The sequence below is a fragment of the Gordonia sp. p3-SID1431 genome (assembly GCF_025143765.1).
GTDB lineage: Bacteria > Actinomycetota > Actinomycetes > Mycobacteriales > Mycobacteriaceae > Gordonia > Gordonia hongkongensis.
Map to the genome: position 1 here is coordinate 64,388 of NZ_JAMBDT010000005.1, position 22,431 is coordinate 86,818.

The 22,431-nt window shown below is 68.1% G+C and carries 23 protein-coding genes; 8 read left to right on the forward strand and 15 right to left on the reverse strand.

What is annotated here, in order from left to right; genetic code table 11:
- Positions 1–40 precede the first annotated feature (40 nt).
- Both M4D77_RS02850 and M4D77_RS02855 read right to left on the reverse strand, forming a co-directional pair.
- Complete coding sequence (locus M4D77_RS02850) at positions 41–1,219, reverse strand: LLM class flavin-dependent oxidoreductase (protein WP_226512835.1); 1,179 nt, start codon at positions 1,217–1,219, stop codon at positions 41–43.
- 199 nt (positions 1,220–1,418) lie between these two features.
- Entirely contained in the window at positions 1,419–1,859 is a 441-nt protein-coding gene (locus M4D77_RS02855; protein ID WP_226512834.1) for a rhodanese-like domain-containing protein, read from the reverse strand.
- Here M4D77_RS02855 and M4D77_RS02860 point away from each other — a divergent pair.
- Positions 1,841–2,446, forward strand: a complete 606-nt coding sequence (locus M4D77_RS02860) for an Lrp/AsnC family transcriptional regulator (RefSeq protein WP_259935506.1) — start codon at positions 1,841–1,843, stop codon at positions 2,444–2,446. The genes M4D77_RS02855 and M4D77_RS02860 overlap by 19 nt on opposite strands.
- A gap of 34 nt (positions 2,447–2,480) precedes the next feature.
- Here the strand turns inward: M4D77_RS02860 and M4D77_RS02865 are convergent, their stop codons facing one another.
- Positions 2,481–3,143 (reverse strand): TetR family transcriptional regulator, encoded by a 663-nt coding sequence (locus M4D77_RS02865; RefSeq protein ID WP_065631999.1) that lies wholly within the window; start codon positions 3,141–3,143, stop codon positions 2,481–2,483.
- A 161-nt stretch (positions 3,144–3,304) separates the two neighbouring features.
- Here M4D77_RS02865 and M4D77_RS02870 point away from each other — a divergent pair, with 161 nt between their 5' ends.
- From M4D77_RS02870 to M4D77_RS02885, 4 genes are all read left to right on the forward strand, one after another.
- Positions 3,305–4,420 (forward strand): ferredoxin reductase, encoded by a 1,116-nt coding sequence (locus M4D77_RS02870; protein ID WP_259935507.1) that lies wholly within the window; start codon positions 3,305–3,307, stop codon positions 4,418–4,420.
- Between the two features lie 69 nt (positions 4,421–4,489).
- Positions 4,490–5,704 (forward strand): acyl-CoA desaturase, encoded by a 1,215-nt coding sequence (locus M4D77_RS02875; RefSeq protein ID WP_259935509.1) that lies wholly within the window; start codon positions 4,490–4,492, stop codon positions 5,702–5,704.
- Positions 5,705–5,794: 90 nt separating this feature from the next.
- Complete coding sequence (locus tag M4D77_RS02880) at positions 5,795–6,286, forward strand: hypothetical protein (RefSeq protein WP_065631996.1); 492 nt, start codon at positions 5,795–5,797, stop codon at positions 6,284–6,286.
- Positions 6,287–6,387: 101 nt separating this feature from the next.
- The gene (locus tag M4D77_RS02885) at positions 6,388–6,885 is read left to right on the forward strand and encodes a DUF4395 domain-containing protein (protein ID WP_259935512.1); all 498 of its coding nucleotides are present in this window, start codon (positions 6,388–6,390) and stop codon (positions 6,883–6,885) included.
- 11 nt (positions 6,886–6,896) lie between these two features.
- Here the strand turns inward: M4D77_RS02885 and M4D77_RS02890 are convergent, their stop codons facing one another.
- The 11 genes from M4D77_RS02890 to M4D77_RS02940 form a co-directional block, all read right to left on the reverse strand.
- Positions 6,897–7,073, reverse strand: a complete 177-nt coding sequence (locus tag M4D77_RS02890) for a hypothetical protein (protein ID WP_171011688.1) — start codon at positions 7,071–7,073, stop codon at positions 6,897–6,899.
- Between the two features lie 30 nt (positions 7,074–7,103).
- On the reverse strand, positions 7,104–8,051 hold the full coding sequence (locus tag M4D77_RS02895; protein ID WP_137810719.1) for a Ppx/GppA phosphatase family protein: 948 nt from the start codon (positions 8,049–8,051) through the stop codon (positions 7,104–7,106).
- Entirely contained in the window at positions 8,048–8,584 is a 537-nt protein-coding gene (locus M4D77_RS02900) for a DUF501 domain-containing protein (protein ID WP_137810720.1), read from the reverse strand. Before M4D77_RS02900 ends, M4D77_RS02895 begins: the two co-directional genes overlap by 4 nt.
- A complete protein-coding gene (locus tag M4D77_RS02905; protein ID WP_068970645.1) occupies positions 8,581–9,255 on the reverse strand; it encodes a septum formation initiator family protein in 675 nt (224 codons plus the stop codon). The genes M4D77_RS02900 and M4D77_RS02905 overlap by 4 nt, the downstream gene beginning before the upstream one ends.
- A gap of 12 nt (positions 9,256–9,267) precedes the next feature.
- Positions 9,268–10,551, reverse strand: a complete 1,284-nt coding sequence (gene eno / locus M4D77_RS02910; RefSeq protein WP_058250807.1) for a phosphopyruvate hydratase — start codon at positions 10,549–10,551, stop codon at positions 9,268–9,270.
- A 184-nt stretch (positions 10,552–10,735) separates the two neighbouring features.
- Positions 10,736–11,524 (reverse strand): lytic transglycosylase domain-containing protein, encoded by a 789-nt coding sequence (locus tag M4D77_RS02915; RefSeq protein ID WP_065631991.1) that lies wholly within the window; start codon positions 11,522–11,524, stop codon positions 10,736–10,738.
- Between the two features lie 285 nt (positions 11,525–11,809).
- Positions 11,810–12,739 (reverse strand): formylglycine-generating enzyme family protein, encoded by a 930-nt coding sequence (locus M4D77_RS02920; RefSeq protein ID WP_396266489.1) that lies wholly within the window; start codon positions 12,737–12,739, stop codon positions 11,810–11,812.
- Positions 12,736–14,658, reverse strand: a complete 1,923-nt coding sequence (cysC, locus tag M4D77_RS02925; protein WP_259935513.1) for an adenylyl-sulfate kinase — start codon at positions 14,656–14,658, stop codon at positions 12,736–12,738. Before cysC ends, M4D77_RS02920 begins: the two co-directional genes overlap by 4 nt.
- Positions 14,658–15,647, reverse strand: coding sequence for a sulfate adenylyltransferase subunit CysD (cysD, locus tag M4D77_RS02930; protein WP_396266490.1), 990 nt, complete (start codon positions 15,645–15,647; stop codon positions 14,658–14,660). The genes cysC and cysD overlap by 1 nt, the downstream gene beginning before the upstream one ends.
- Positions 15,644–16,453, reverse strand: coding sequence for a trehalose 2-sulfotransferase (locus M4D77_RS02935; protein ID WP_259935514.1), 810 nt, complete (start codon positions 16,451–16,453; stop codon positions 15,644–15,646). The genes cysD and M4D77_RS02935 overlap by 4 nt, the downstream gene beginning before the upstream one ends.
- 140 nt (positions 16,454–16,593) lie before the next feature.
- A complete protein-coding gene (locus M4D77_RS02940; RefSeq protein ID WP_259935515.1) occupies positions 16,594–18,000 on the reverse strand; it encodes a sulfatase in 1,407 nt (468 codons plus the stop codon).
- Positions 18,001–18,321: 321 nt separating this feature from the next.
- On the opposite strand from M4D77_RS02940, the gene efeU reads away from it, so the two are divergent.
- The 3 genes from efeU to efeB are packed head-to-tail and all read left to right on the forward strand — an operon-like array spanning position 18,322 to position 21,748.
- Positions 18,322–19,221 (forward strand): iron uptake transporter permease EfeU, encoded by a 900-nt coding sequence (gene efeU / locus M4D77_RS02945; RefSeq protein ID WP_259935521.1) that lies wholly within the window; start codon positions 18,322–18,324, stop codon positions 19,219–19,221.
- Positions 19,218–20,426 (forward strand): iron uptake system protein EfeO, encoded by a 1,209-nt coding sequence (efeO, locus tag M4D77_RS02950; RefSeq protein ID WP_259935516.1) that lies wholly within the window; start codon positions 19,218–19,220, stop codon positions 20,424–20,426. Before efeU ends, efeO begins: the two co-directional genes overlap by 4 nt.
- Complete coding sequence (gene efeB / locus M4D77_RS02955) at positions 20,423–21,748, forward strand: iron uptake transporter deferrochelatase/peroxidase subunit (RefSeq protein WP_259935517.1); 1,326 nt, start codon at positions 20,423–20,425, stop codon at positions 21,746–21,748. The genes efeO and efeB overlap by 4 nt, the downstream gene beginning before the upstream one ends.
- A 21-nt stretch (positions 21,749–21,769) precedes the next feature.
- Here efeB and M4D77_RS02960 read toward each other — a convergent pair whose 3' ends face one another.
- On the reverse strand, positions 21,770–22,420 hold the full coding sequence (locus M4D77_RS02960) for a GntR family transcriptional regulator (RefSeq protein ID WP_058250812.1): 651 nt from the start codon (positions 22,418–22,420) through the stop codon (positions 21,770–21,772).
- Between the last annotated feature and the right edge of the window lie 11 nt (positions 22,421–22,431).

Below are 22,431 nucleotides of genomic sequence, written 5' to 3' on the forward strand. Positions count from 1 at the left end.
TGGCGAGAAGGGACGTGGTGAAGGTGAAAAGTGTTGTCGATCAGGATGATGCGGCCTGCAGACGCGGCAGGAACGCGGTGCGCACGGCCACGGACGGGCCGGCCGACGCCGGGTCGAGCAGTCCGAGCCGGGCGAGAGCGGGCCGGACCCCGTCTCCGAAGTGGTACGCCTCTTCGAGATGCGGATAGCCCGACAGGATGAAGTGGTCGAGTCCGAGCGCGGCGTACTCGGCGATGAGTGCGGCCACTTCGTCGTAGGAGCCGACCAGCGCCGTACCCGCACCACCACGGACGAGCCCGACCCCGGCCCACACGCCGGGGTGGATCTCCAGCGAGTGCGGATCGTTGTGGTCGGCGAAACCGGCTCCACGACCGTGGAGTTCGGACATACGTCGCTGGCCCTCGGACTCCGAGCGCGCCAGGTTCTGCTGCGCAGTCGCGACCTGGGCCGGATCGAGCGCACCGAGCAGACGGGCCGCCTCGGCCCAGGCCTGCTCCGACGTCTCGCGGGCGATCACGTGAAAACGGATGCCGTGCGAGAGTTCCCGGCCCTGCGCGGCCGCGAGACCGTTGACCCACGCGATCTTCTCGGCCACCGCGTCCGGACGCTCGCCCCAGGTGAGGTAGGTGTCGGCGTGCTTGGCGGCGACGTCACCGGCGGCCGGCGACGATCCGCCGAAGAAGATCTCCGGCGTCGGATCGGGACGACGTCCGAGCTGCGCACCCTCGACGCGCAGGTACTTCCCCACCACGTCGACGGGCTCTTCCTCGGTCCAGAGCCGGCGGATGATCTCCAGGTACTCGTCGCAACGCTCGTACCGCGCGTTCTTCGCCAGGAAGTCGCCAAAGGCGCGCTGTTCACTCGACTCGCCGCCGGTGACGACGTTGACCAGCAGGCGGCCCTGCGAATGCCACTGGAACGTGGCGGCCATCTGGGCGGCCAGCGTCGGCGAGATGAGCCCGGGGCGGAACGCGACCAGGAATTTGAGGCTCTCGGTGGCGTCGATCAGAGCGGCGGTGGTCAGCCAGGCGTCCTCGCACCAGAGACCTGCCGGGGTCAGGACGGCTTCGAAGCCGTTGGCCTCGGCGGCGCCGACGAGCTGTTTGAGGTACCGCAGATCGGCCGGCCGGTCCCCTGTCATCTGGCTGCCGTGGCCGCCCGCGATCAGATTGCGCGAGTCGCCGTAGGTGGGCAGGAACCAGTGGAAATGCAGAGACACCGCGAGGGCACCTTTCGGTCGGGTCGGCACGTGACGAGCACGACACCGCCTCGACTCCCGCCTCGGGGCGAGTGGGCCGGCGCGGTGCCTCGGCCCAGTGTCCGGCACCATCGCGTCGGCGGACCACAGTTGAAATCGCCCTGAGGGCAAATCGACAACCGCGGGGCCCGGCCGCTAGGCGTCGGCGGGTACGACTGTTTCAGCAGTCGCAGACCACCGAGTCCAGTGGCACGGTGAGCGGGTCTTTGGACCGGATGATCCGGCTGTGATCATTCTCGACGGGGTAGCCCTCGCGCGCCCAGTATTCGTAACCGCCGATCATCTCCTTGACCCGGTAACCCAGCTTGGCGAACTCCAGCGCGGCCCGCGTCGAACCATTGCATCCGGGCCGCCAGCAGTACGTCACAACCGGTGTGCTCGTTGCTATCTCGTCGACGGCGCGTGCGGCGATCTGTGACGTCGGCATGTGCACGGCTCCGACGATGCGCCCCTGCGCCCACGCCGCCTCACCTCGTGAGTCGATCAAGACGAAGTTCACACCGCGTTCCTGATCGGCGTGCACGTCGGACGCATCGGTCTCAAAGCCGAGCTTGCGAGCGAAGTGGGATATCAAGAGGTCTGATGACGGCGAATCTGGCATGCCTCGACGCTATTCACGTCCGTTCGCCAACGGAAGGTCGACTTCCCGGCACCTTGTCGGAGTCGCCGGTACTTTCATGGCATTATTGCTCGATGGCGAAGAATCTCACTTTCGAGCCCGACAGGGTCGACACGGCAATCCTGACGTCGCTTCAAGCGAACGGACGGCAGAGCATTGCAGAACTGGCCCGGCAGATCACAATGAGTCACAGCGCCACAGCCGAGCGCGTGCGCCGCCTCGAAGAATCCGGGGTGATCAGCGGTTACAGCGCCAGCGTCGACCCCGAGCGGCTCGGGTTCGCGATCCTGGCCTTCCTACGGCTGCGGTATCCCAGCAGCAGGTACGAGCCATTGCACACCCTGCTCGCAGGGCTACCCGAAGTCATCGAGGCGCATCACGTCACCGGCGACGACTGTTTCATCATGAAGGTCGTCGCCACCGACATGAAGCACCTGGAACGGGTCAGCGGCATGGTCGGAACCCTCGGCAGCGTCACCACCAATGTGGTCTACTCCTCCCCGCTGCCACCTCGCCCGCTACTCCCGCCCGGCGGGTCGGGACTCACCGAGAGCGCGGACAACCTGTAGGTCGGCGACTACCAGGGCGTCCGATCCCCGCAGCTCAGTCGGTCGATGGACGCCATTGCCCCATGCCGAGGAAGACCATCACGAGTTGCCGCTCGGTGCGCTCGACGATCTCCTGCTCGGCGGAACGTCCGCGATACTCACCGTCGAGCAGATCGGCCACCGCGGTGAGCATGATGATGACGATCAGCTCCGCTGCCAGTTCGAGGTCGTCTGATTGCCACCGTGCCAGGTCCGGCATCCGGGCGAGATCGATCGCGAGTTCCTTGGAGAACAACCGGAGTTCGGTGTCGATCGCACGACGGATCTCGGCGATGCCGCCCCGCTGCTCGCGCACCAGGAACCGGAATTGCGACTCGTTCTCGCGGACGTGCCGCAGCAGGATGGCCAGCGAGTTCTGTGCGGTGGGCAGGGCGTCACGCGCCGCCAGGTCGCGTCGTCCCTCACGCAGCGCCCGTCGCAGGACGCGCATCGAGTCCTCGACGACGGTGACCCCGAGATCCTCCATCGATGCGAAGTGGCGATAGAAGGCGGTCGGCACGATCCCGGCGCCACGGGCGACCTCACGGAGGCTGATGCTGCCGAAACTGCGCTCGCCGACCAGTGACCGCGTGGTGTCCAGCAACGCCTGTCGCGTCTGGTTCTTGCGGTCCGCACGGGTCTGCGCATCGCGCCGGCTCGGCTCTCGCGTGCGTGTCACGCATCCGAGTCTATGCGTCGGGTCAGCCGACGCGGCGGAGAGGCACAGGCGGTGTCGTGACGGCAGTCACATCAGCGAACACTTGACGATCGACCATCGCGCTGTGTCACACTTGCCGGTGTACACATGTACACCGAAACAGACCGAACGGAGCCCAGCCCATGAGCATCCGCACACCCCAGGACCAGACCCGCGCCGACACCGGCGCCGAGCCCGGCCGGTGGAGCCGTCTGGTCGGTTCGATCGTGGAGGCAGCGCTGTCGCCGCATCCGGTCGACCGCTACCTCGAGTTGCTCGATCCGATGATCACCTGGCGCGATCTGCGCGGCGAGATCACCCGTGTCGAGCGTCCCACGGCGCGCACCGTCCGCCTCACCATTCGTCCGACCCGTCAGTGGCGAGGCCACGAGGCCGGCCAGTTCGTGCAGCTCAAGGTCGTCATCGACGGCGTTCGGCACACCCGCTGCTTCTCGCCGGCCAACGCCGCCGCGGGCCCGGACGGCGAGATCGAGCTGACCATCACCGCGCACGACGACGGCTTCGTGTCCACCCACCTGCGTGAGCACGCCCGCGCCGGGGACGTCGTCGGGCTGTCCGCCGCCGACGGCGAGTTCGTGCTTCCCGACACCGACCCGACGTCGGCGGTCTTCGTCAGCGGCGGCAGCGGGATTACACCTGTACTCTCAATGGCGCGAACACTCGTCGCCCGACGGTACGCGGGACCGATCACGTTCGTGCACTATGCGCGCACCCCGGCCGACGTCGCCTACCGCGACGAGTTGCGTGAGCTCGCGGACAGCCATCCCCGGTTCGACCTGCGCGTCTACCACACGCGCGACGACGGACACTTCAGCGCCGACCACCTCGAGGGAATCCCGGGGTTGTCCGACGCCGACGTGTTCGTCTGCGGCCCCGCCGCCCTCATGGACGAGGTCGCACGGGTCCATGCCGAGCTCGCCATCACCCAGCCGTTGCACAGCGAGGCCTTCGCGCCGGTCATCCCGGCCGTCGACCCGGACTCCGTCGAGGGCGAGGTCACGTTCTCCTCGTCGGGGACGTCGGCGACCAACGACGGCCGTCCGATCCTGGACCAGGCCGAAACGGCCGGGCTCACGCCTGAATCCGGGTGCCGGATGGGGATCTGCTTCTCCTGCGTCGCGACGAAGAAGTCGGGGTGCACCCGCAACGTCCTGACCGGCGAGATCGACGACGAGTCCGACACCCGGATCCAGCTGTGCATCAGCGCGCCGGTCGGCTCGGTCGACATCGACATCTGATGTCCACGAGCTGATCCCCCGGATCCACCCTTCCCAGCCACATCTCCTCTCCGAGAAGGAGGCAATGCCATGACCATCGACATCAGCCGTGACGTCGAGACCACCATCGACGACAACCTGCCCGCGCTGCATCGCGTCGGCTCCGACCAGAAGGTCGCGGACGACCCCAACACCGTCGTCATGTCCTACGAGCAGGTCGAGGCGCTCGGGCGAGACCTCGACGCCCTGCGGGCCCGGATCGTCGCCGACCTGGGCCAGAAGGACCGCGACTACCTCTACTCGGTGATCCGCGCCCAGCGCGGTTTCGAGATCGGCGGACGCGCACTCATGTACCTCGGGTTCTTCCCGCCCGCGTGGATCGCCGCGGTGGGCGCCCTCTCGGTGTCGAAAATCCTCGACAACATGGAGATCGGCCACAACGTGATGCACGGTCAGTACGACTGGATGCGCGAGGACACCTACAACTCCCGCGAGTTCGAGTGGGACACCGTCTGTCCGGCCGATCAGTGGAAGCACAGCCACAACTACCTGCACCACACCTTCACCAACATCCTGGGTGAGGACCGCGACATCGGTTACGGCATCCTGCGAATGGACCGCGATCAGAAGTGGAACCCCTACTACCTGGGCAACCTCGGCTACGCGACCGCCCTCATGCTGCTCTTCGAGTGGGGCGTCATGCTGCACGACCTCGAAGCCGAGAACGTCATCGCCGGCAAGCGCAAGTGGAGTGACATCAAGGGCCTGGTGAAAGGCATGTGGCGCAAGGCCGGTCGTCAGGTCCTCAAGGACTACGTCGTCTTCCCCGCGCTCACCGGCCCGCTGTTCGTCCCGACCCTCATCGGCAACGCGACCGCCAACCTGGTGCGCAACGTGTGGACATACTCGATCATCTTCTGTGGCCACTTCCCCAGCGGTGCACAGACATTCACGTCCGAGGAATGCCAGAACGAGACGCGGGGCCAGTGGTACCTGCGGCAGATGCTCGGTTCGGCCAACATCACCGGCAGCCCGTTGTTCCATGTGATGAGCGGCAACCTCTCGCACCAGATCGAGCACCACCTCTTCCCCGACATCCCGGCCAGTCGCTACCCCGAGATGTCCGCGGAGGTCCGGGAGATCTGCGAACGCTACGGACTGCCGTACAACACCGGCTCGCTGAGCCACCAGCTCGCGTCGACCTGGAAGAAGATCGCGAAGCTGTCGTTGCCCAACTGGATGACGCGCGACGACAACGATCTCACCGTCATCGTCGAGCGCGAGAAGCCCGCCTCGGTCGCCTGACGCCGGTTTGATCGGTGTGCCCCGGGGGTAGGCTCTGGGCACACCGATCAGGCTCCAGCCGCAACCAACTGCAGGGGGATTCCCGAAGCGATGGTCGACAGCATCGAACGCAACAAGGATCTGTTCCAGGAATTGATCGAGTCCACGGCCACCCATGTCGGCCGGATAGCGACCATCATCACCGGAGCCGTCGCGGGCGTGACCCGCGAGATCGGTGAGATCGTGACCGACGGGTTCGAGATGCGCGAGGCCGCCCGCAAGGCCAAAGCCGACGCACACCCGCGATACGACGCGAGCGGCATCATCGACGCCGAGTTCGCGGACGCGTCGTCCGAGGTGGACACCTCGGCCCCGTACGCCGAATCCGAACAGGCCAGAGAGGTGACCGGAGTGGACATGGACGAACTGCCAGACCGCATCGACGTCGGTGAGCAGACCGGTATCGACCAAGAGGGCGAGGTCTCCCGCGAGGCGGAACTCGCCTCCGACGGCGGCGAGACCGACAAGGACGAACCGGACGTCGACGACCCGCGGGACATCGCCGCGTCCGAGCCGCGAATGGACCCGACCGCAGGGTCCTGACCGGCACCGATCGATTCACCCTGGGCGCAATCGTTGCCCGATGGGGCCGTCGCACGTACCTTGGTCGGCGATTGTCCCCGCTCTCCGGAGGTTGTTGCCCGATGTCGGTGCGCTCTGTCCTCACGTTCCCGAACCCGGTCAACGACTACGCCGCGCGCAGTACCGCCGGGTTGGTCGTCGTCCTCGCGATCATCGCGGTGTCGGTGAACACGCCCGTGCACTATGGCATCCTCACCCTGGGATTCGCGCTGCGTGTGGCATCGGGACCGACCCTGTCGCCTTTCGGGCAACTCTCGGTGCGCTTCCTCGTGCCGAAGATCATCCGCAAGGAGAAGCTGGTCCCGGGGCCGCCCAAGCGGTTCGCCCAGACCATCGGCCTCGTCGTCAGCGGGACCGCCTTCGTGCTCAGCCTGCTCGGCTACGGGCTCGCCGCCCAACTCGCCACGGGCGTGCTGATCGCCGCCGCTACGCTAGAGGCCGTCTTCGGCTTCTGCCTGGGCTGCACGATCTTCGGATTCCTGCAGCGCCGCGGTGTCATCCCCGAGTCGGTCTGCGAGGCGTGCAACAACATCTCGCTGCGCGATCCGGCTGCCGTCTGATCCGACGCCGCTCAGCCGTCGGACTTCACCGAACGGTCGGGAACGGTCATGGCCATCATCATGATCTCGGTCTCGCTGTAGTCGCGGCCGGGATGTTCGGCGGCGAGGTGGGCCTGGACCGACGGCACGAAGTCGGCTTCGAGGGCCGTGATGGACTCACCGCAGGGGCAACGCAGGTTATATGCCATGCGACGCATGGTAACTGGATCGAGCACCGCTCAGTCGAGTATTCCCAACGCGATCCCGTCGAGGATGTCGTGTTCGCTCACGACGAGTTCGTCGATACCGGCACTTTCCGACAGCACTCTCGCGAGCTCGAGGGTGATCAGTGATCCGCCGCCGATGACGTCAACGCGCCCGGGGTGCATCGGTCCGAGCGCCGCGCGGTCGGCGCGTGTCATACCGATCAGGTTCCGGCAGACCCGGTCGAGTTCGGGCAGCGAGATCGTCGACAGATGGATCGCGTCCGAGTCGTACTCGGGGAGGCCGGCACCGAGCGCGGCGAGCGTCGTCATCGTGCCGGCGACGCCCACCCAGGTGCGAGCGGACTGAACCGGCACCGCGGCGAACGCCTCGGCGAGACGTTCGCGCACGAACTCGGTCGCCGCGGCCAGTTCGGCCGGCGTGGGCGGGTCGGACGGCAGAGCACGCTCGGTCAGCCGAACACACCCGATGTCGGCCGAGTACGCCGCGGTCACCCCGTCCGCATCGCCCAGGACGACTTCCGTCGAACCGCCGCCGAGGTCGGTGACCACGAACGGCCCATCCGCCGCATCCAATTCGCCGACTGCCCCGCGGAACGACAGCCGCGCCTCCTCGTCGCCGGTGATGACCTCGGCGATCGCGCCGGTGGACACGCACCCGAGCAGATCGGCGGTCATGGCGAAGAACTCGTCGCGATTCGACGCGTCACGGGTCGCGGAGGTGGCGACCATCCGCACTCTCTCGACGCCGAGCGCTTCCATCGTGTCGACATAGTCGCTGAGGGCGACGCGCGTCCGCTCGATCGATTCCGCGGCGAACATCCCGGTCGCGTCGACGCCGTAACCCAGTCGGACCACACGCATCTCACGATGGAGATCGACGAGGCGCCCGTCCGGGCCCGGCTTCGCCACGAGCAGGCGGATCGAGTTGGTGCCGCAGTCCACGGCTCCGACGACGGTCACTCGTCGGTCCCCGCGTCCGACGGCTCGGGCCAGTCCTCCGGAATCGCGGTGCCGCGCAACCCGTTCGCGGCCGCGAGCGCCACCGCCTCGTCACCGAGCGGATTGAGTCCCGGACCCTTGGCGAGGGAGTGCGCGATCAGGACGTGCAGGCACTTCACCCGGTCCGGCATACCGCCACCGGTGAAATCGGTGCCGAGGGGTTCGATCGCGTCGCGTTCGGCGAGATAGTCCTCGTGCGCACGGCGGTACGCCGCGGCGAGTTCGGCGTCGTCGTGCAGGCGCGCGGTCATGCCCTTCATGACACCGGCCGACTCCTGGCGGCTCGCCTCGGCGGTCAGACGCGGATCGGTCAGGTAGTACAACGTCGGGAACGGTGTGCCGTCGGGCAGCCGGGGCGCGGTCTTGACGACCGCGGGCTTCCCGTCAGGTGTGCGGTAGCTGATCTCGAGGACCCCGCGCGGTTCGCGTCCGAGCTGGGCGGCCACCGTGGCGAGATCCTCCGCGGAGACACCGTGGCCGGAGGAGGAACTCACTGCACGCCGGGAGGGGTCGACAGGGTGTCCCAGAGATTTCCGTACCACGGTGCGCGAGCGCGCTCTTCGGCACGTTCGGCGGCCTCGCGCCGTGCCTCGTCGGCGGGGAACAACATCACGAGCGGGATCTCTCCTGGTTTGACGAACTGCAGACGCGTCCGCGCCTGGGCCTCGATGTAGGCGGGATCGTTCTGCTCGTTGACCTTCTGCTGATAGTCCGCGACCTCGCGTTGCAGCTGCTCGTTCGACGCGGTCAGCTGACGGAATTCCGAACGCTGACTGAAGTACGTCCGCAGCGGCATCGCGAGGGTCAGTGCCACCACGCACACCACCACGACGGTGATGACGAGCGTCGCAAGGCCGGCCGGGGTCATCTCGACACCACGCAGGCGGGCGCCGATGCCGGCGCGGGCCGGACGACGGCGGGTTCGCGGCACACGCTCCGGCGCCACCCGACGGACCCCGGAATCCGAGGTCTCGTCGGCGACCGGTGCGTCGAGATCGGCGGGAACTTCGTGCCCGGCCGCCTCGACCGCTTCCTCGGGCGCCGCCGACGACGCAGGACGAGCGTGCCGCCGCGTGCGACGGGCGCGTTCGCGTGAGCGCGCGTCTACCCGACGATCGCGCCCACGCTGACGCCCGTCACCGCGGTGACGTCGCTGCGAAGCCATGCAGACAGCTAATCACGAACCAAACGAGAAACGCGGGAAGGCGAGGTCGCCCGCGTACCGTGCCGCGTCGCCGAGTCCTTCCTCGATCCGCAGCAGCTGGTTGTACTTGGCGACGCGCTCGGAGCGGGCCGGGGCGCCGGTCTTGATCTGTCCACAGCTGCAGGCGACGGCGAGGTCGGCGATGGTGGTGTCCTCGGTCTCACCGGACCGGTGACTCATCATCGTCTTGTAGCCGTTGTTGTGCGCGAGTGCGACGGCGTCGAGGGTCTCGGTCAGGGTGCCGATCTGGTTCACCTTCACGAGCAGTGCGTTGGCGATGCCCTTGGAGATCCCCTCCTCGAGACGCTCGGGGTTGGTGACGAACAGGTCGTCACCGACGAGCTGCACCCGATCGCCGATCGACTCGGTCAGCTTGGCCCAGCCGTCCCAGTCGTCCTCGGACAGACCGTCCTCGATCGAGACGATCGGGAAGTCGCTGATGAGCTTCTCGTAGAACGACACCATCTCGTCGGCGCCGAGTTCCTTGCCCTCGAGCTTGTAGGCACCGTTCGAGAAGAACTCGGTCGCTGCGGCGTCGAGCGCGATGACGACGTCGCGGCCGAAGTTGTAGCCGGCCTTGCCGACCGCCTCACCGATGACCGCGATGGCCGCCTCGGTGTTGGGCAGGTCGGGGGCGAAGCCACCCTCGTCGCCGAGTGCGGTGCTCATGCCCTGCTTGCTCAGGACGCCCTTGAGGGCGTGGTAGACCTCGGCACCGCACCGCAGCGCCTCCTTGAAGGTCGGCGCGCCGACCGGGGCGATCATGAATTCCTGGAAGTCGATGCCGTTGTCGGCGTGCTCGCCACCGTTGATGATGTTCATCATCGGCACCGGCAGGATGTGGGCGTTGGGTCCGCCGATGTAACGGAACAGCGGCAGCCCGGCCGATTCGGCCGCGCCCTTGGCGACCGCGAGCGAGACACCGAGCAGCGCGTTGGCGCCGATACGGCTCTTGTCGGGGGTGCCGTCGCAGTCGAGCAGTGCCTGGTCGACGAGGCGCTGTTCCTCGGCCTCGATCCCGATCACGGCCGGGGCCAGTTCCCCGAGGACACCCTCGACGGCCTTGGTGACGCCCTTGCCCAGGTACCGGTCGCCACCGTCGCGCAGTTCGACGGCCTCGTGTTCGCCGGTCGACGCCCCGGACGGCACGGCGGCCCGGGTGAAGGTGCCGTCATCCAGGACGACCTCGACCTCGACCGTCGGGTTGCCCCGCGAATCGAGAATCTCACGCGCACCTACCTGCTCGATGATTGCCACGGTTGCACCCCAATCTCGGTGGACGAGTTCGTCGGCGTGATCCCAGGAGATGTGTCCTCCGACGGGGCCGCCTACGCCGACGACGGCCGGTTCTGGTGCCGGCCGATAGGCAAGAGCCTAGTGGCTGCGCCGAAGCCGCACGTGACAAGGTCGACGCAAGCGCTGAAGCCCTTCCCGGCAGGGTTCAGAAGCGGACGTTGATCGAGTAGGCGTTGGCGTGATCGCGCACGTCGAGGACGTAGGCCATCGAGTTGTTGTAGGTCCGGACTGCCTTCTCCCACCCTTCCGGCGTCGTCATGTCGTTGCCGGCGGAGACACACAGATAGCGGGCCGCCGAGAGGGCGGCGTCGTCGATGTTGTCGGGGTCGGGGACGCCGTCACCGTTGGCGTCGACGCCGTAGCGCTTCCACGTCTCCGGGATGAACTGGAACGGCCCCATCGCTCGATCGTGGGTGGCGTCGCCGTCGAGTGCGCCGCCGTCGGTGTCGAGGATCTCCATGTTGCCGCGGGTGCCGTCGAGTTTGACGCCCCGGATGGGCGGGTTGACGTCGCCGTTGTCGGCCACGTCGGAGCCGCGGTAGTGGCCGTGTTTGCTCTCGACGCCGGCGATCCCCGCCAGCGTGGTCCAGTTCAGTCCGCACTCGGGGTGTTGCTGGCGCTGGATCTCGGCGGCGTTGCCGTAGGCCTGGAGCGAGACGACCGGGATACCGGTGGACTCCGCGATGGGCACGGCCCAGTCGTGCATCCTGTCCGCGGTACGCCCGGGTGCGTTGATGTCGATGTAGGGCTGGGGCACGCCTGCCCCCGGCGGGATGCCCTCCGGGATGTCCGGCCTGGTCAGCGACGGCAGGTCGATGCAGCCGGCCAGCAGCACCGACGACGCGACCGCCACGGCCGAGGCCATGAGGCCGTTCCTCCACGGGTTCGGCCGCCTCGACTCCCGACGCACCGCATCCCGGCCCTCCACACGCATTCCTGCCCTACTCCCCTCTCCGGTCCGACGACTTTCGGGCGGACACCGCCCGAGGGGAACCACGATCGCACAGCCGATCGGGTCTCCCGGAAATCGACACACAGTCTGCTGATCCAACTGACCACGGCGGAGTTCGGTTCCCGGGCGCCGGGAGCGCAGCGAGCGGGCCCTGTGTCCCGGGCGCCGGGAGCGCAGCGAGCGGGCCCTGTGTCCCGGGCGCCGGGAGCGCAGCGAGCGGGCCCTGTGTCCCGGGACGTGCAGGACGGGTTGTCGGCCGGATGGATGTCAGCCGGCCGCGGGACCGACGGTCCGGAACCCGATGTTGCTCGCCGTCGACTCCGGCGTGTTGTGCGATCGCGCGGCGACCCGGTAGCGATGACAGTACGAGTCGTGGCAGAGATGGCTGCCGCCCCTCAGGACGCGTGCGCGGCCCCGCCCCGGCCCACCCGGATCGATGCGGTCGGAGACGCGGTAGTACCGCGCGCCGAAGATGTCGGCGCACCACTCCCAGACGTTGCCGGCGCACTGGTACAGGCCGAAGCCGTTGGGCTCGAAGTCCCGCACGGGCACGGTGCCGACCCGGGCGGTCGGCGCATCCGGGAACTCGCCGCGAAAGATGTTGCAGCGGGGCTCTTCCGGGGTCGGCTCCGCGTCCCCCCACGGATATCGTCGGCCGCGCAACCCACCCCGCGCCGCGTACTCCCACTGCGCTTCGGTGGGCAGGACACGTCCGGCCCAGGCGCAATAGGCCTGCGCGTCGCGGTGGCTGACGTGGACGACGGGGTGGTCGGCCAGATCGTCGACCCGGCTGCCGGGACCCGCCGGGTGGCGCCACGACGCACCTTCGACCGCGAGCCACCACGGTGTTCCCGGCACGGGTTCGCCCGGCGCGGTGGCGTAAGTGTGGAACACCGCGGAACCACCGAATCGCTCGGCATCGGTCTGGTGTCCGGTCGCCGCGACGAACGTGGCGAACGCGGCGTTGGTCACCGTCGTCGCGTCGATCGAGTACGCACCGAGCTCGACCTCGTGCACCGGTCGCTCACCGTCGGTGCGGTACCCCTCGTCGAACGCATCCCCCATGGCGAAGCCCCCGGCCGGGATGTCCACCGTCTCGATCGGGTGCACTCCGGGACCGCCACCGGCGTGCTCGGCCGGCGGGAACGGCGCACCCGGGCCGCCGTGCGCGGGTCCCGGGGGATGACAGCAACTCACCCCGCCATGATGCCGCGATCCATCAGCGCACCGAGGATGAGCGACGCCAGCCGGTCGATGTCCGCGCCGGTGGTGTCGAATCGCAGATCGGGGCTCTCCGGACTCTCGTAGGGCGCATCGATGCCGGTCAGCCCGCGGAGTTCGCCGCGTCGCGCGCGTTCGTAGAGGCCCTTGGGGTCACGGCGTTCGCATTCGGTGACCGGCGTGGAGACGTGGACCTCGATGAAGTCGAGGTCGGCGGCGCGGTGCAGTTCACGCGCGATCTCCCGGTCGGAACGCAGCGGCGAGACCATCGACGCGATCGCGATGACCCCGGCGTCGGCGAAGAGTCGGGCCACGTGGCCGACACGGCGGATGTTCTCCGCGCGGTCACCGGCGGAGAAGCCGAGGTCGTCGGAGATCCCGTGCCGGATGTTGTCGCCGTCGAGGAGGTAGGCGACGCGCCCGCGGCTGACGACGGCCCGCTCGAGCGCGACGGCGACGGTGGACTTGCCCGACGCCGGTAGACCGGTGAGCCACACCGTCGCTCCGCGCTGCTGGGTGTGCGCCCACCGTTCCGCACGCGCCAGCGAACTCGGATGCCATTTGATGTCGTTGCGCGTCGCCTTACCCGGGATGACCTCGCGCGGCTCGAGGATCGTCCCCGCGCCGACCGTGTCGTTCGAGGCCTCGTCGATGAGGATGAACGCGCCGGTGTCGCGGTTGCTCGCATAGGGGTCGGCCGGCACCACCGACGACGTCCGCAGCGTGACGGTGCCGATGTCGTTGAGCACGAGCTCACCGGGAGCGACGTGCTCGATGAGGGTGTCCGGGTCGAGGCGCCGCTCGAGGGACTGGACGGTGGCGCGGACCGTCGACGGGCCGTGCTTGAGGGCGACGCGGTCACCGGCCCGCAGCGGCGAGTTCGACAACCAGCACACGTGCGCATCGATCTCGCGGGCCAGGACCGGTACATGCGCTCCGTCCGCACCGCTCACGATGACGTCGCCGCGACCGATGTCGATGTCGCCGGCGACCTGGATTCCCACCGAGAGAGGCGCCACCGCAACGTCTCTCGTGGGATCGAGGGTATCGAGCGCCGTGACGGTCGACCGGCTTCCCGACGGCAGCACGACGATCTCGTCACCGACGCGCAGTGTTCCGGAAGCGAGCCGGCCGGTGTAGGTACGCCGGTTCGACTCGCTGGGACGCGACACCCACTGGATCGGAAGGCGCAGTTCCTCGGTCACCGGCGCGGGCGCGTGGAGCTCGACGTCCTCGAGGTACTCCAACAGCGTTGTCCCGGAGTACCACGGGGTGTTCGACGAGCGGTGCACGACGTTGTCCCCGTGCTTGGCGGCCACCGGGATCGCCGGGATCTCCCCGATCCCGAGTTGCACCGCGAGTTCGGCGAGGTCGGCCCGGATCTCGTCGAAACGGTGCTCGGAGTAATCGACGAGGTCGATCTTGTTGACCGCCGCGATCACGTGCGGCACGCCCACGAGAGTTGCGATCCGGGCGTGGCGTCGGGTCTGCCGCAGCAGGCCGTGCCGGGCGTCGACGAGCAGGATCGCCACGTGCGCGTTCGACGCCCCGGTGAACATGTTGCGGGTGTACCGCTCGTGTCCGGGGGTGTCGGCGAGGACGTAACTCCGTGTGGGCGTGGAGAAGAAGCGATAGGCGACATCGATCGTGATGCCCTGTTCGCGTTCGGCGCGCAAGCCGTCGGAGAGGGCGGCCAGGTCGACATCACCGTCGCCGTCGGTGACCGCGGCGAGATGATCGGTCGGCAGACTGCCGGTGTCGTGCAGAATCCGGCCGATGAGCGTGGACTTGCCGTCGTCGACACTGCCCGCGGTCGCGATCCGCAGGAATTGCCTTGCGGACGTGCTTGTTTCGTCACCGGCGGGGACGACCGGCTGTGGCGAGGTGAGAGTCATCAGAAGTATCCTTCGCGCTTGCGGTCTTCCATGGCGGCGCTGGACGTGCGGTCGTCGGCGCGGGTCTCCCCGCGTTCGGAGACGATGGATTCGCTGATCTCGGCGATGATCTCGGCGATCGTGGTGGCCCGCGAGCGAACCGCCCCGGTGATGGTCAGGTCACCGACGGTGCGGTAGCGCACCCACTCGGTCCGTACCTCCTCACCGTCGCGGGGCCGTGAGTACTCCGAGACCGAGAGCAGGATGCCGTCCCGGTCGAAGACCTCCCGCTCGGCGGCGAAATAGATGGAGGGCAGCTCGAGGCCCTCGAGCTCGATGTAGCGCCAGATGTCGGTCTCGGTCCAGTTCGAGAGCGGGAACACACGCACCGACTCCCCACGACGGATCCGCCCGTTGTACAGCGACCACGGTTCGGGTCGCTGGGCGCGGGGATCCCATTGCCCGAACTCGTCGCGGAAGCTGAAGATGCGCTCCTTGGCGCGGGCACGCTCCTCGTCGCGGCGGGCGCCGCCGAACGCGGCGTCGAATCCGCCCTCCTCCAGCGCATCGAGCAGGGTGCGGGTCTGCAGGCGGTTCCGCGAACCCGACGGGTCGGTGGACTCGGCGACTCGTCCGGAGTCGATGGACTCCTGGACCGAGGCCACGATGAGTTCGATGCCCTCGGGATTCTCGGCGGTCGGCGCGACCCGTCGGCCACGGAATTCGATCACCTCGTCGAAATTGTGGCCGGTGTCGACGTGCATGATCGGGAAGGGCAGGGGCGCGGGCCGAAATGCCTTCTCGGCCAACCGGAGCAGGACGATGGAGTCCTTGCCGCCGGAGAACAGCAGCACCGGCCGCTCCAGTTCCGCCACCACCTCGCGGATGATGTGCACCGCCTCGGCCTCCAACACCCGGATGGCGGTCACATGGTCGAAGTCGCCCGCGTCCCCGGGCCGGGCCCGGTCGCCGGTCGCCCGGTCGAGCGAGGTCTCGTCTACAGCGGTCACAGTGGGTATCCGTTTCGTTCGGCGTCTTCTCGATAGCGTCGGGCCCACTCCTTGGACCGCGAATTGGACTGTGGCTTCAGCGGTGGCGGCGGCGCCAGCTCCGGGTCCTGCCCGATCTTCTCCAGCACCAGTGCGGTCGCCTTCGTGGGATCGGTGACCAGGTCCCGGAACCCGATCTCGAGCGGTTCGATCCCCTCGGCGGCGAACCAATTGCGCCACTGTCGTTCCTGGTCGCTCAAGATGGCGGCGAGATGGGCGATACCGCCGGCGTGATACACCGCCTCGTCGTTCTCGTCGGTGTCCGAGCCGTCGTGCCGCCACACGCGGGTCTGCACCGCGCGCCACATCGACACCGCTTGCGGCACAACATCTTCTCGATGGACGTGCACGTAGAGCGGATCGGCTCCGTCGAACAGCCAGCGGACGGCGCCGCGCAACGAACCCGACGCGACCCGGCTGCGCGAGATCAGCAGCGGCGTCTGGTTCCACATGAGCTTGCCGCCCCACACCCCGTTCGGCGTGCGACCCGCCGCCCGCACATCCGAGCGCCAGGTGGCCGAATCGCGGGTGTCCACCACCCCGGGATCGAGTGGCTCCAGGAGCTCGAGGATGGTGGGATCGCTGACACCGGCGAACCATTCACGCGGCTGCGGAGCCGCCGAGGAATCCGAGAAGTACTGGAAGAACTCCTCCGGACGACCCGCGACGCCGGTCGCGGCGAGCGACTCCACCAGCAGCGTGCTGCCGCTGCGCTGGCTGGCACACACCAGATAGTTTGCCGGTCCCGACGAGGACTTCGCTGACATGAAAGACGAGTCTAGCGAGCGGGAAAAGCACCGCAAGCTGGCCTTTTACGCGCAGCCGGGTCGAAACCATTGACACCGAGACCGCGCTGTGGGTGTCGTGAGATCGCGTGTCCGAGATGACGCTTTCGCGCCGACGCCCCTCAGCTCTCGCCCGATGTGATGTCCCCGGCCAACTCGCGACGGGCACCCAGCGGACGCCGGGACGGCAATGCCTCCTCCTCGGCCTCGACCTGCGCCGCCTTGGCGTGGAATGCGTCCATGAAGGCCTCCGCCGTCGCCGTGCCGGCCGCTTCATCGGGCAAGTCGTCATGGGTGCGCTCGCGCCAGTCGGCCAACGCCCGCGCGAGCTCATCCCGGACGTGCGCATACGACGGGTCGTCGGCGAGGTTGTTGCGCTCATGCGGATCGGAACGCAGGTCGTAGAGCTCGACCCGCGACCGATCCTGTTGCACCTCTTGCCGATCCAGCGACCGCGCCGACAAACTGTCGGCGATGTCGAGCGGGAGCAACAACGCCGGCCGCGCCGCGTAGTTCTCGATGTAGCTGAAGTCCTTGGTGCGCACGGCCCGGATCGGATCGAAGGCATCGTGGTAGGTCTTCTCGGTGAACACCTCGGTGCGAACGGCCGTGGATTCGGTTCCCACCAGCGCGGGGGCGTGCGAGTCACCGTCGACCGTGTCCGGGATGTCGACGCCCACCAGGTCGAGCAGCGTCGGCGTGAGGTCGACCCCCGAGAACAGATCGTCGTAGACCGTCGGCGTGATCCCCAGCCGCGACGGCGGGCGCATGATCAATGCGATCCCGGTGCCCTCGGCGTACAGCGTCGATTTCGCACGTGGGAACGCCAGACCGTGATCGGTGACGAACACGATCCAGGTGGAGTCGTCGAGACCGAGTTCGGCGACTGTGTCGAGGAGCCGGCCCACGGCCGAGTCGGCCTTCGTGATCGAGCCGTGCAGACCCGCCAGATCGTCGCGCACGTCGTCGGTGTCCGGCAGGAACCCGGGCACAGCGATCGTGCTGGTGTCCGCCGGCTTGTACTCGTCGGCCGGGTAGGGACGATGCGTTTCGAAGAAGCCCGCCGTCAGGAAGAACGGCCGATCGTCGTGCGCATGTCGTCGCAACCAGTCCTGGGACCGGTCCACCACGTAGTCGCAGCGCGAGTCGGACACATCCACCGAGTCGAATCCGAGCCGGCCGGGGTCCGCACTCTCGTGCTGCATCCCGAAGAGTGCCGAGCGGTAGCCCGCACCCGCGAGGAGAGCCGGCAGGGTCCGCACGTCCGGGAAGTACTCGAACCCGTGGTGGGCCAGGCCGACGAGCCCGTTGCCGTGCGGGTAGCGCCCGGTGAACAGGGAACCGCGGGCCGGTGAGCACAGCGGCGCCGTCGCGTGTGCGTCGGCGAACCGGATGCCGACGGCCGCGAGGTCGTCGAGGACGGGACTCTCGACGCCATCGGCGCCGTAACACCGCAGATGGCGGCCGAGATCGTGCCAGTGCACCAGGATTACGTTGTCACGGCGCGCGGTGTCGAGAGTAGAGACCATCCACCCATGATGACCCAGGCGATTCCCGTCGCGGGCCCGACCCGTCCAGGCTGATTCCGACAATCCGCCCACCGCACAGACAGACGACATCAAATCACGGTGCGCAAAAGTCCTGGCCGGGCGTGATTTGGGGTGCCAGGCCGGCCGAATGAGCCGATATGCCCTATGCCGTACGCGTTTTCGGGTCTAGTCTTCGCTTTGGTAAGCCTCAGCAAAGTAGTGGGCGCGAACGGCACCGGGAGGGATGGATTCGTGACACCGGTCGTATCGGACATCCACCTGTTCGCAGCAGCGAGCGACGCGCCTTCGACGTTCACGCAGATGTTCGGCAGTGGCTTGATCGGGTTACGCGAAGGACTCGAAACCGGCATAGTGGTCATGGTTCTCGTCGCGTATGTGGTCAAGACCGGCCGGCGAGATGCGCTCAAGTGGATCTGGTCGGGCGTGGCCGCCGCGGTGGCGATGGTCGTCGTGGTGTTCCTGGTGATCCACTTCGGCACGTCGACCATGACCCCGCTCGCGGCCGACACCATCGCCGGGATCGCCTCACTGGTCGCGGTCGTCATCGTCACGTTCATGGTGCTGTGGATGAGCAAGGCCGCCCGGCACATCTCCACCGATCTCAAGAGCGGGATGTCGCGGGCACTCGTCGCCGGCCGGGCCTCGGTGATGGGGTTGGCGTTCCTCGCCGTCGGGCGGGAGGGGTTCGAGACCGCCCTGCTGATGGTCGGCTACGCCGAGAGTGTTTCCGGCGGATTGTGGCCGCTGATCGGCTTGCTGCTCGGGGTCGTGGCCGCGGTCGCGCTGACCGTGCTGATCTACCAGGGCGCGATCCGACTGGATCTGCGTCTGTTCTTCATCTACACCGGGGTCTTCCTGATCTTCGTGGCGGCCGGGATCCTGACGTACGGCATCGGCGCCCTGCAGACCGTCGGGTGGCTGCCCGGGCACGGAGCCGTCGCCTTCGACATCTCCGAGGGTTACGACGCGTCGTCCTGGTACGGCACCGTGCTCGGCGGCATCTTCAACTTCCGGCCCGACCCCACCGTCCTGCAGGTCGTCGCCTGGGTCGTGTACGTGGCCGTCGTGCTGACGATCTTCTGCCGACGGCAACTGACCCCGGCTCCCGAAGCCTCCCCCACCGGCACCTCCGCACCGGGAACGACGACCACGCAGAACCCCGCATCCGCGGAATCCGCAACCGAAAGGAACCCTCAGTGAATCGCAGAACCGTGATGGCCGCCGGCGCGGCCGCGGCACTCGTGTTGCCCGTGCTGCTGGCCGGCTGCACCCAGAAGGCCACCTCGGACGGCGCGATCACGGTCACCTCCACCAACGATGCGTGCGACCTGGCGAGCAGCGAGGCGACCACCGGCGACGTCGACTTCGCCGTCACCAACTCCGGCGACAAGGTCACCGAGTTCTACGTGTACGGCACCAACAACCGCGTACTCGGCGAGGTCGAGAACATCGGCCCCGGGCTGTCGGGCAACCTGAGTGTCGAGATCGTCGAACCCGGCACGTACACCGTGGCCTGCAAACCCGGCATGGTCGGCACCGGTATCCGTACCGAACTCACCGTCGGCGGCGAGCGCAAGGAGAAGGCCGACGTACCCGCGGACGTGACCGCCGCGAAAGGCCAGTACCTCGAGTACGTCCGCAACCAGCTCAACACCCTGCACGCGCAGGTGACCGCCTTCGTCGGCAGCGTCAAGGCGGGCGATCTCGACGCCGCTCGCGCCCAGTTCGGGCTCGCGCGCACGCCCTACGAGCGCATCGAGCCGGTCGCCGAGTCCTTCCCCGACCTCGACCCCGCCATCGACATGCGTTGGGACGACACCGAAGACGGCGCCCAGCCGTTCACCGGCTTCCACCGCATCGAACGTTTCCTGTGGCCGCCGCAACCGGCCGAGATCGGCGATGCGCCCGGCCAGATCACCCCAGCCGATGCACAGAACGCGGCCGCCACCGACAACCCGCAGACGATTGCGCCGGTCGCCGACCAACTGCTCGCAGATGTGACGAAGCTCCGCGACGAGGTCAACGCACCCGGGTTCGAGTTCGAGACCGGGTCGTTCGTGAAGGGCCCCCAGGCGCTCATCGACGAGGTCGCCGCCACCAAGATCGACGGCGAGGAAGACCGGTACTCGCACACCGACCTGTGGGACTTCGCCGGCAACCTCGACGGCTCGGAGACCGCGATCGCGACACTGCAGCCGATCATCGCGGCGAAGGACCCGCAGCTGATGGACACCATCACCGCCCAGTTCGCCACGGTCCGCGACTCGGTGAACACCTACCGCTCCGGCGACGGGTACGTGTCCTACACCGAGGTCTCCGCCGACCAGCGCAAGGCGATGTCCAACCAGATCGACGCCCTGTCGGCGACCCTGTCGCAGGTTCCCGGGATCGTGTTGGCCCAGTGAGTGATCCGGCCTCAGACCCGCGCGACGCGGAGTCCGACGCCCCGCCCCGGTCCCCACGGCGCGGGTTCTCCCGCCGCGCGGTGATCGGCGGCGCCGGCGCCGGATTGGTCGTCGCCGCGGGCGGGGTCGCGATCGGGCGGGCGTCCGCGTCCTCGGAGTCCCCGCCCACCCAGATCGTCGACTTCCGCGGCGACCGCCAGGCGGGCATCGTCACCGCGGCGCAGGACCGGCTCCACTTCGCGAGCTTCGACGTCGTCACCGACTCCCGCGCCGACCTCATCGCGATGCTGCAACGCTGGACCGCGGCGGCCGAACGGATGACCCGCGGGGAAGAGACCGTCGACGACGGCGCGACCGGACTCGGTGACTACACACCGCCGGCCGACACCGGCGAGGCACTGGGCCTCGGTGCCGCGAACCTCACCCTCACCATCGGTTTCGGTCCGGGACTGTTCGGTCCCAGCGCCGCCGACCCCGCGCGCCCCGACCGATTCGGCATCGGCGATCGTAAACCCGCTGCCCTGCAGGATCTCCCCGGTTTCGCGGCGGAGAAGATCGAACCGGCACGGTCCTACGGCGACATCTGCATTCAGGCATGTGCCGACGATCCTCAGGTCGCGGTCCACGCGATCCGCAACCTGGCCCGCATGGCCTTCGGCGTGGCCGCGGTGCGGTGGTCCCAACTCGGTTTCGGCCGCACCTCGTCGACCACCCAGTCGCAGTCGACCCCGCGCAACCTGTTCGGATTCAAGGACGGAACCAACAACCTCCGGGCGGAGGACACCGAGCTGCTCGACCGCTGGGTGTGGGTCGGTGCCGAGGACAACCCGCCGGCCGCCCGCTGGATGACCGGCGGTACCTACCTCGTCGCCCGACGTATCCGCATGGACATCGAGCCATGGGACCGCGCCCACCTACTCGAACAGGAACAGATCGTCGGCCGCACGAAAGCGGCCGGCGCACCGCTGGGACAGACCGACGAATTCGACACACCCGACTTCGCGGTCACCTCCGGCCGCACACCGGTGATCCCCCGCGACGCCCACATCCGGCTTGCGCATCCCGACAACCTCGGAGGTGTCCGGATCCTACGGCGCGGGTACAACTTCACCGACGGCTCGGACGGATTCGGCCACCTCGACGCCGGCCTGTTCTTCATCGCGTTCAACCGCGACACCGGTCGCCAGTTCGTCCCGATGCAACATGCCCTGGCCCGCAAGGACGCGATGACCGAGTACCTCATCCCCAACGGGTCGTCGGTCTTCGCGATACCTCCCGGACTCGCCCCCGGCGAATGGTGGGGACAACACCTCTTCAACTGATCCGTGGCCGCTGAAAGGGCCTCAGGTCCGGAGCAGCCGGACGAGCACGCCGGCGGCGTGGGCGCGCGCGGCCCGGTCGGCTTCGTCGGCGTCACCGACCTCCAGTGCCGCGACGATCCGGCGGTGCTCGGTCACGGCGTGCCGACGGTTGTCCTCGTGCGACCACATGTCGGATCGGTAGAGATGTGACTGGGTGTCGAGCTTCAGCAGTGCGTCGCACAGCGGGGCGTTGCCCGACAGCGACCGGACCGCGGTGTGGAAGTCGAGATCGAGTTCGGCGTCGCGTCGGTGATCGGGCTCGGTCTCCAGCAGACGCTCCTGCTCACGAACCCGATCCCAGAGCCCGGTCAGCTCGGCACGGGTCACCCGGATGGTGGCCTGGCGCGCGGCGAGTCCGTCGAGGACCTCACGAACCTCGAAGACGTGCCGCAGCATCTCGTCGTCGAGGACGGCCACCTTCGCACCGACACGAGGCGTGTAGACCGCCAGCCCGTCCATGACGAGTTGTTGGACCGCCTCGCGCACCGGGCTGCGGGACACGTCCAGTCGGGCGGCCAGACCCGGAACCGAGAGCGACGCACCGGGTTCGAGCGTGCCGTCGAAGATCTCGTCTCGTATCCGGCGCAGGACCGACTGCATGAGCAGCGCGCCGTCGTCTCCGTTTCCCGTCATGATCGTCCCAG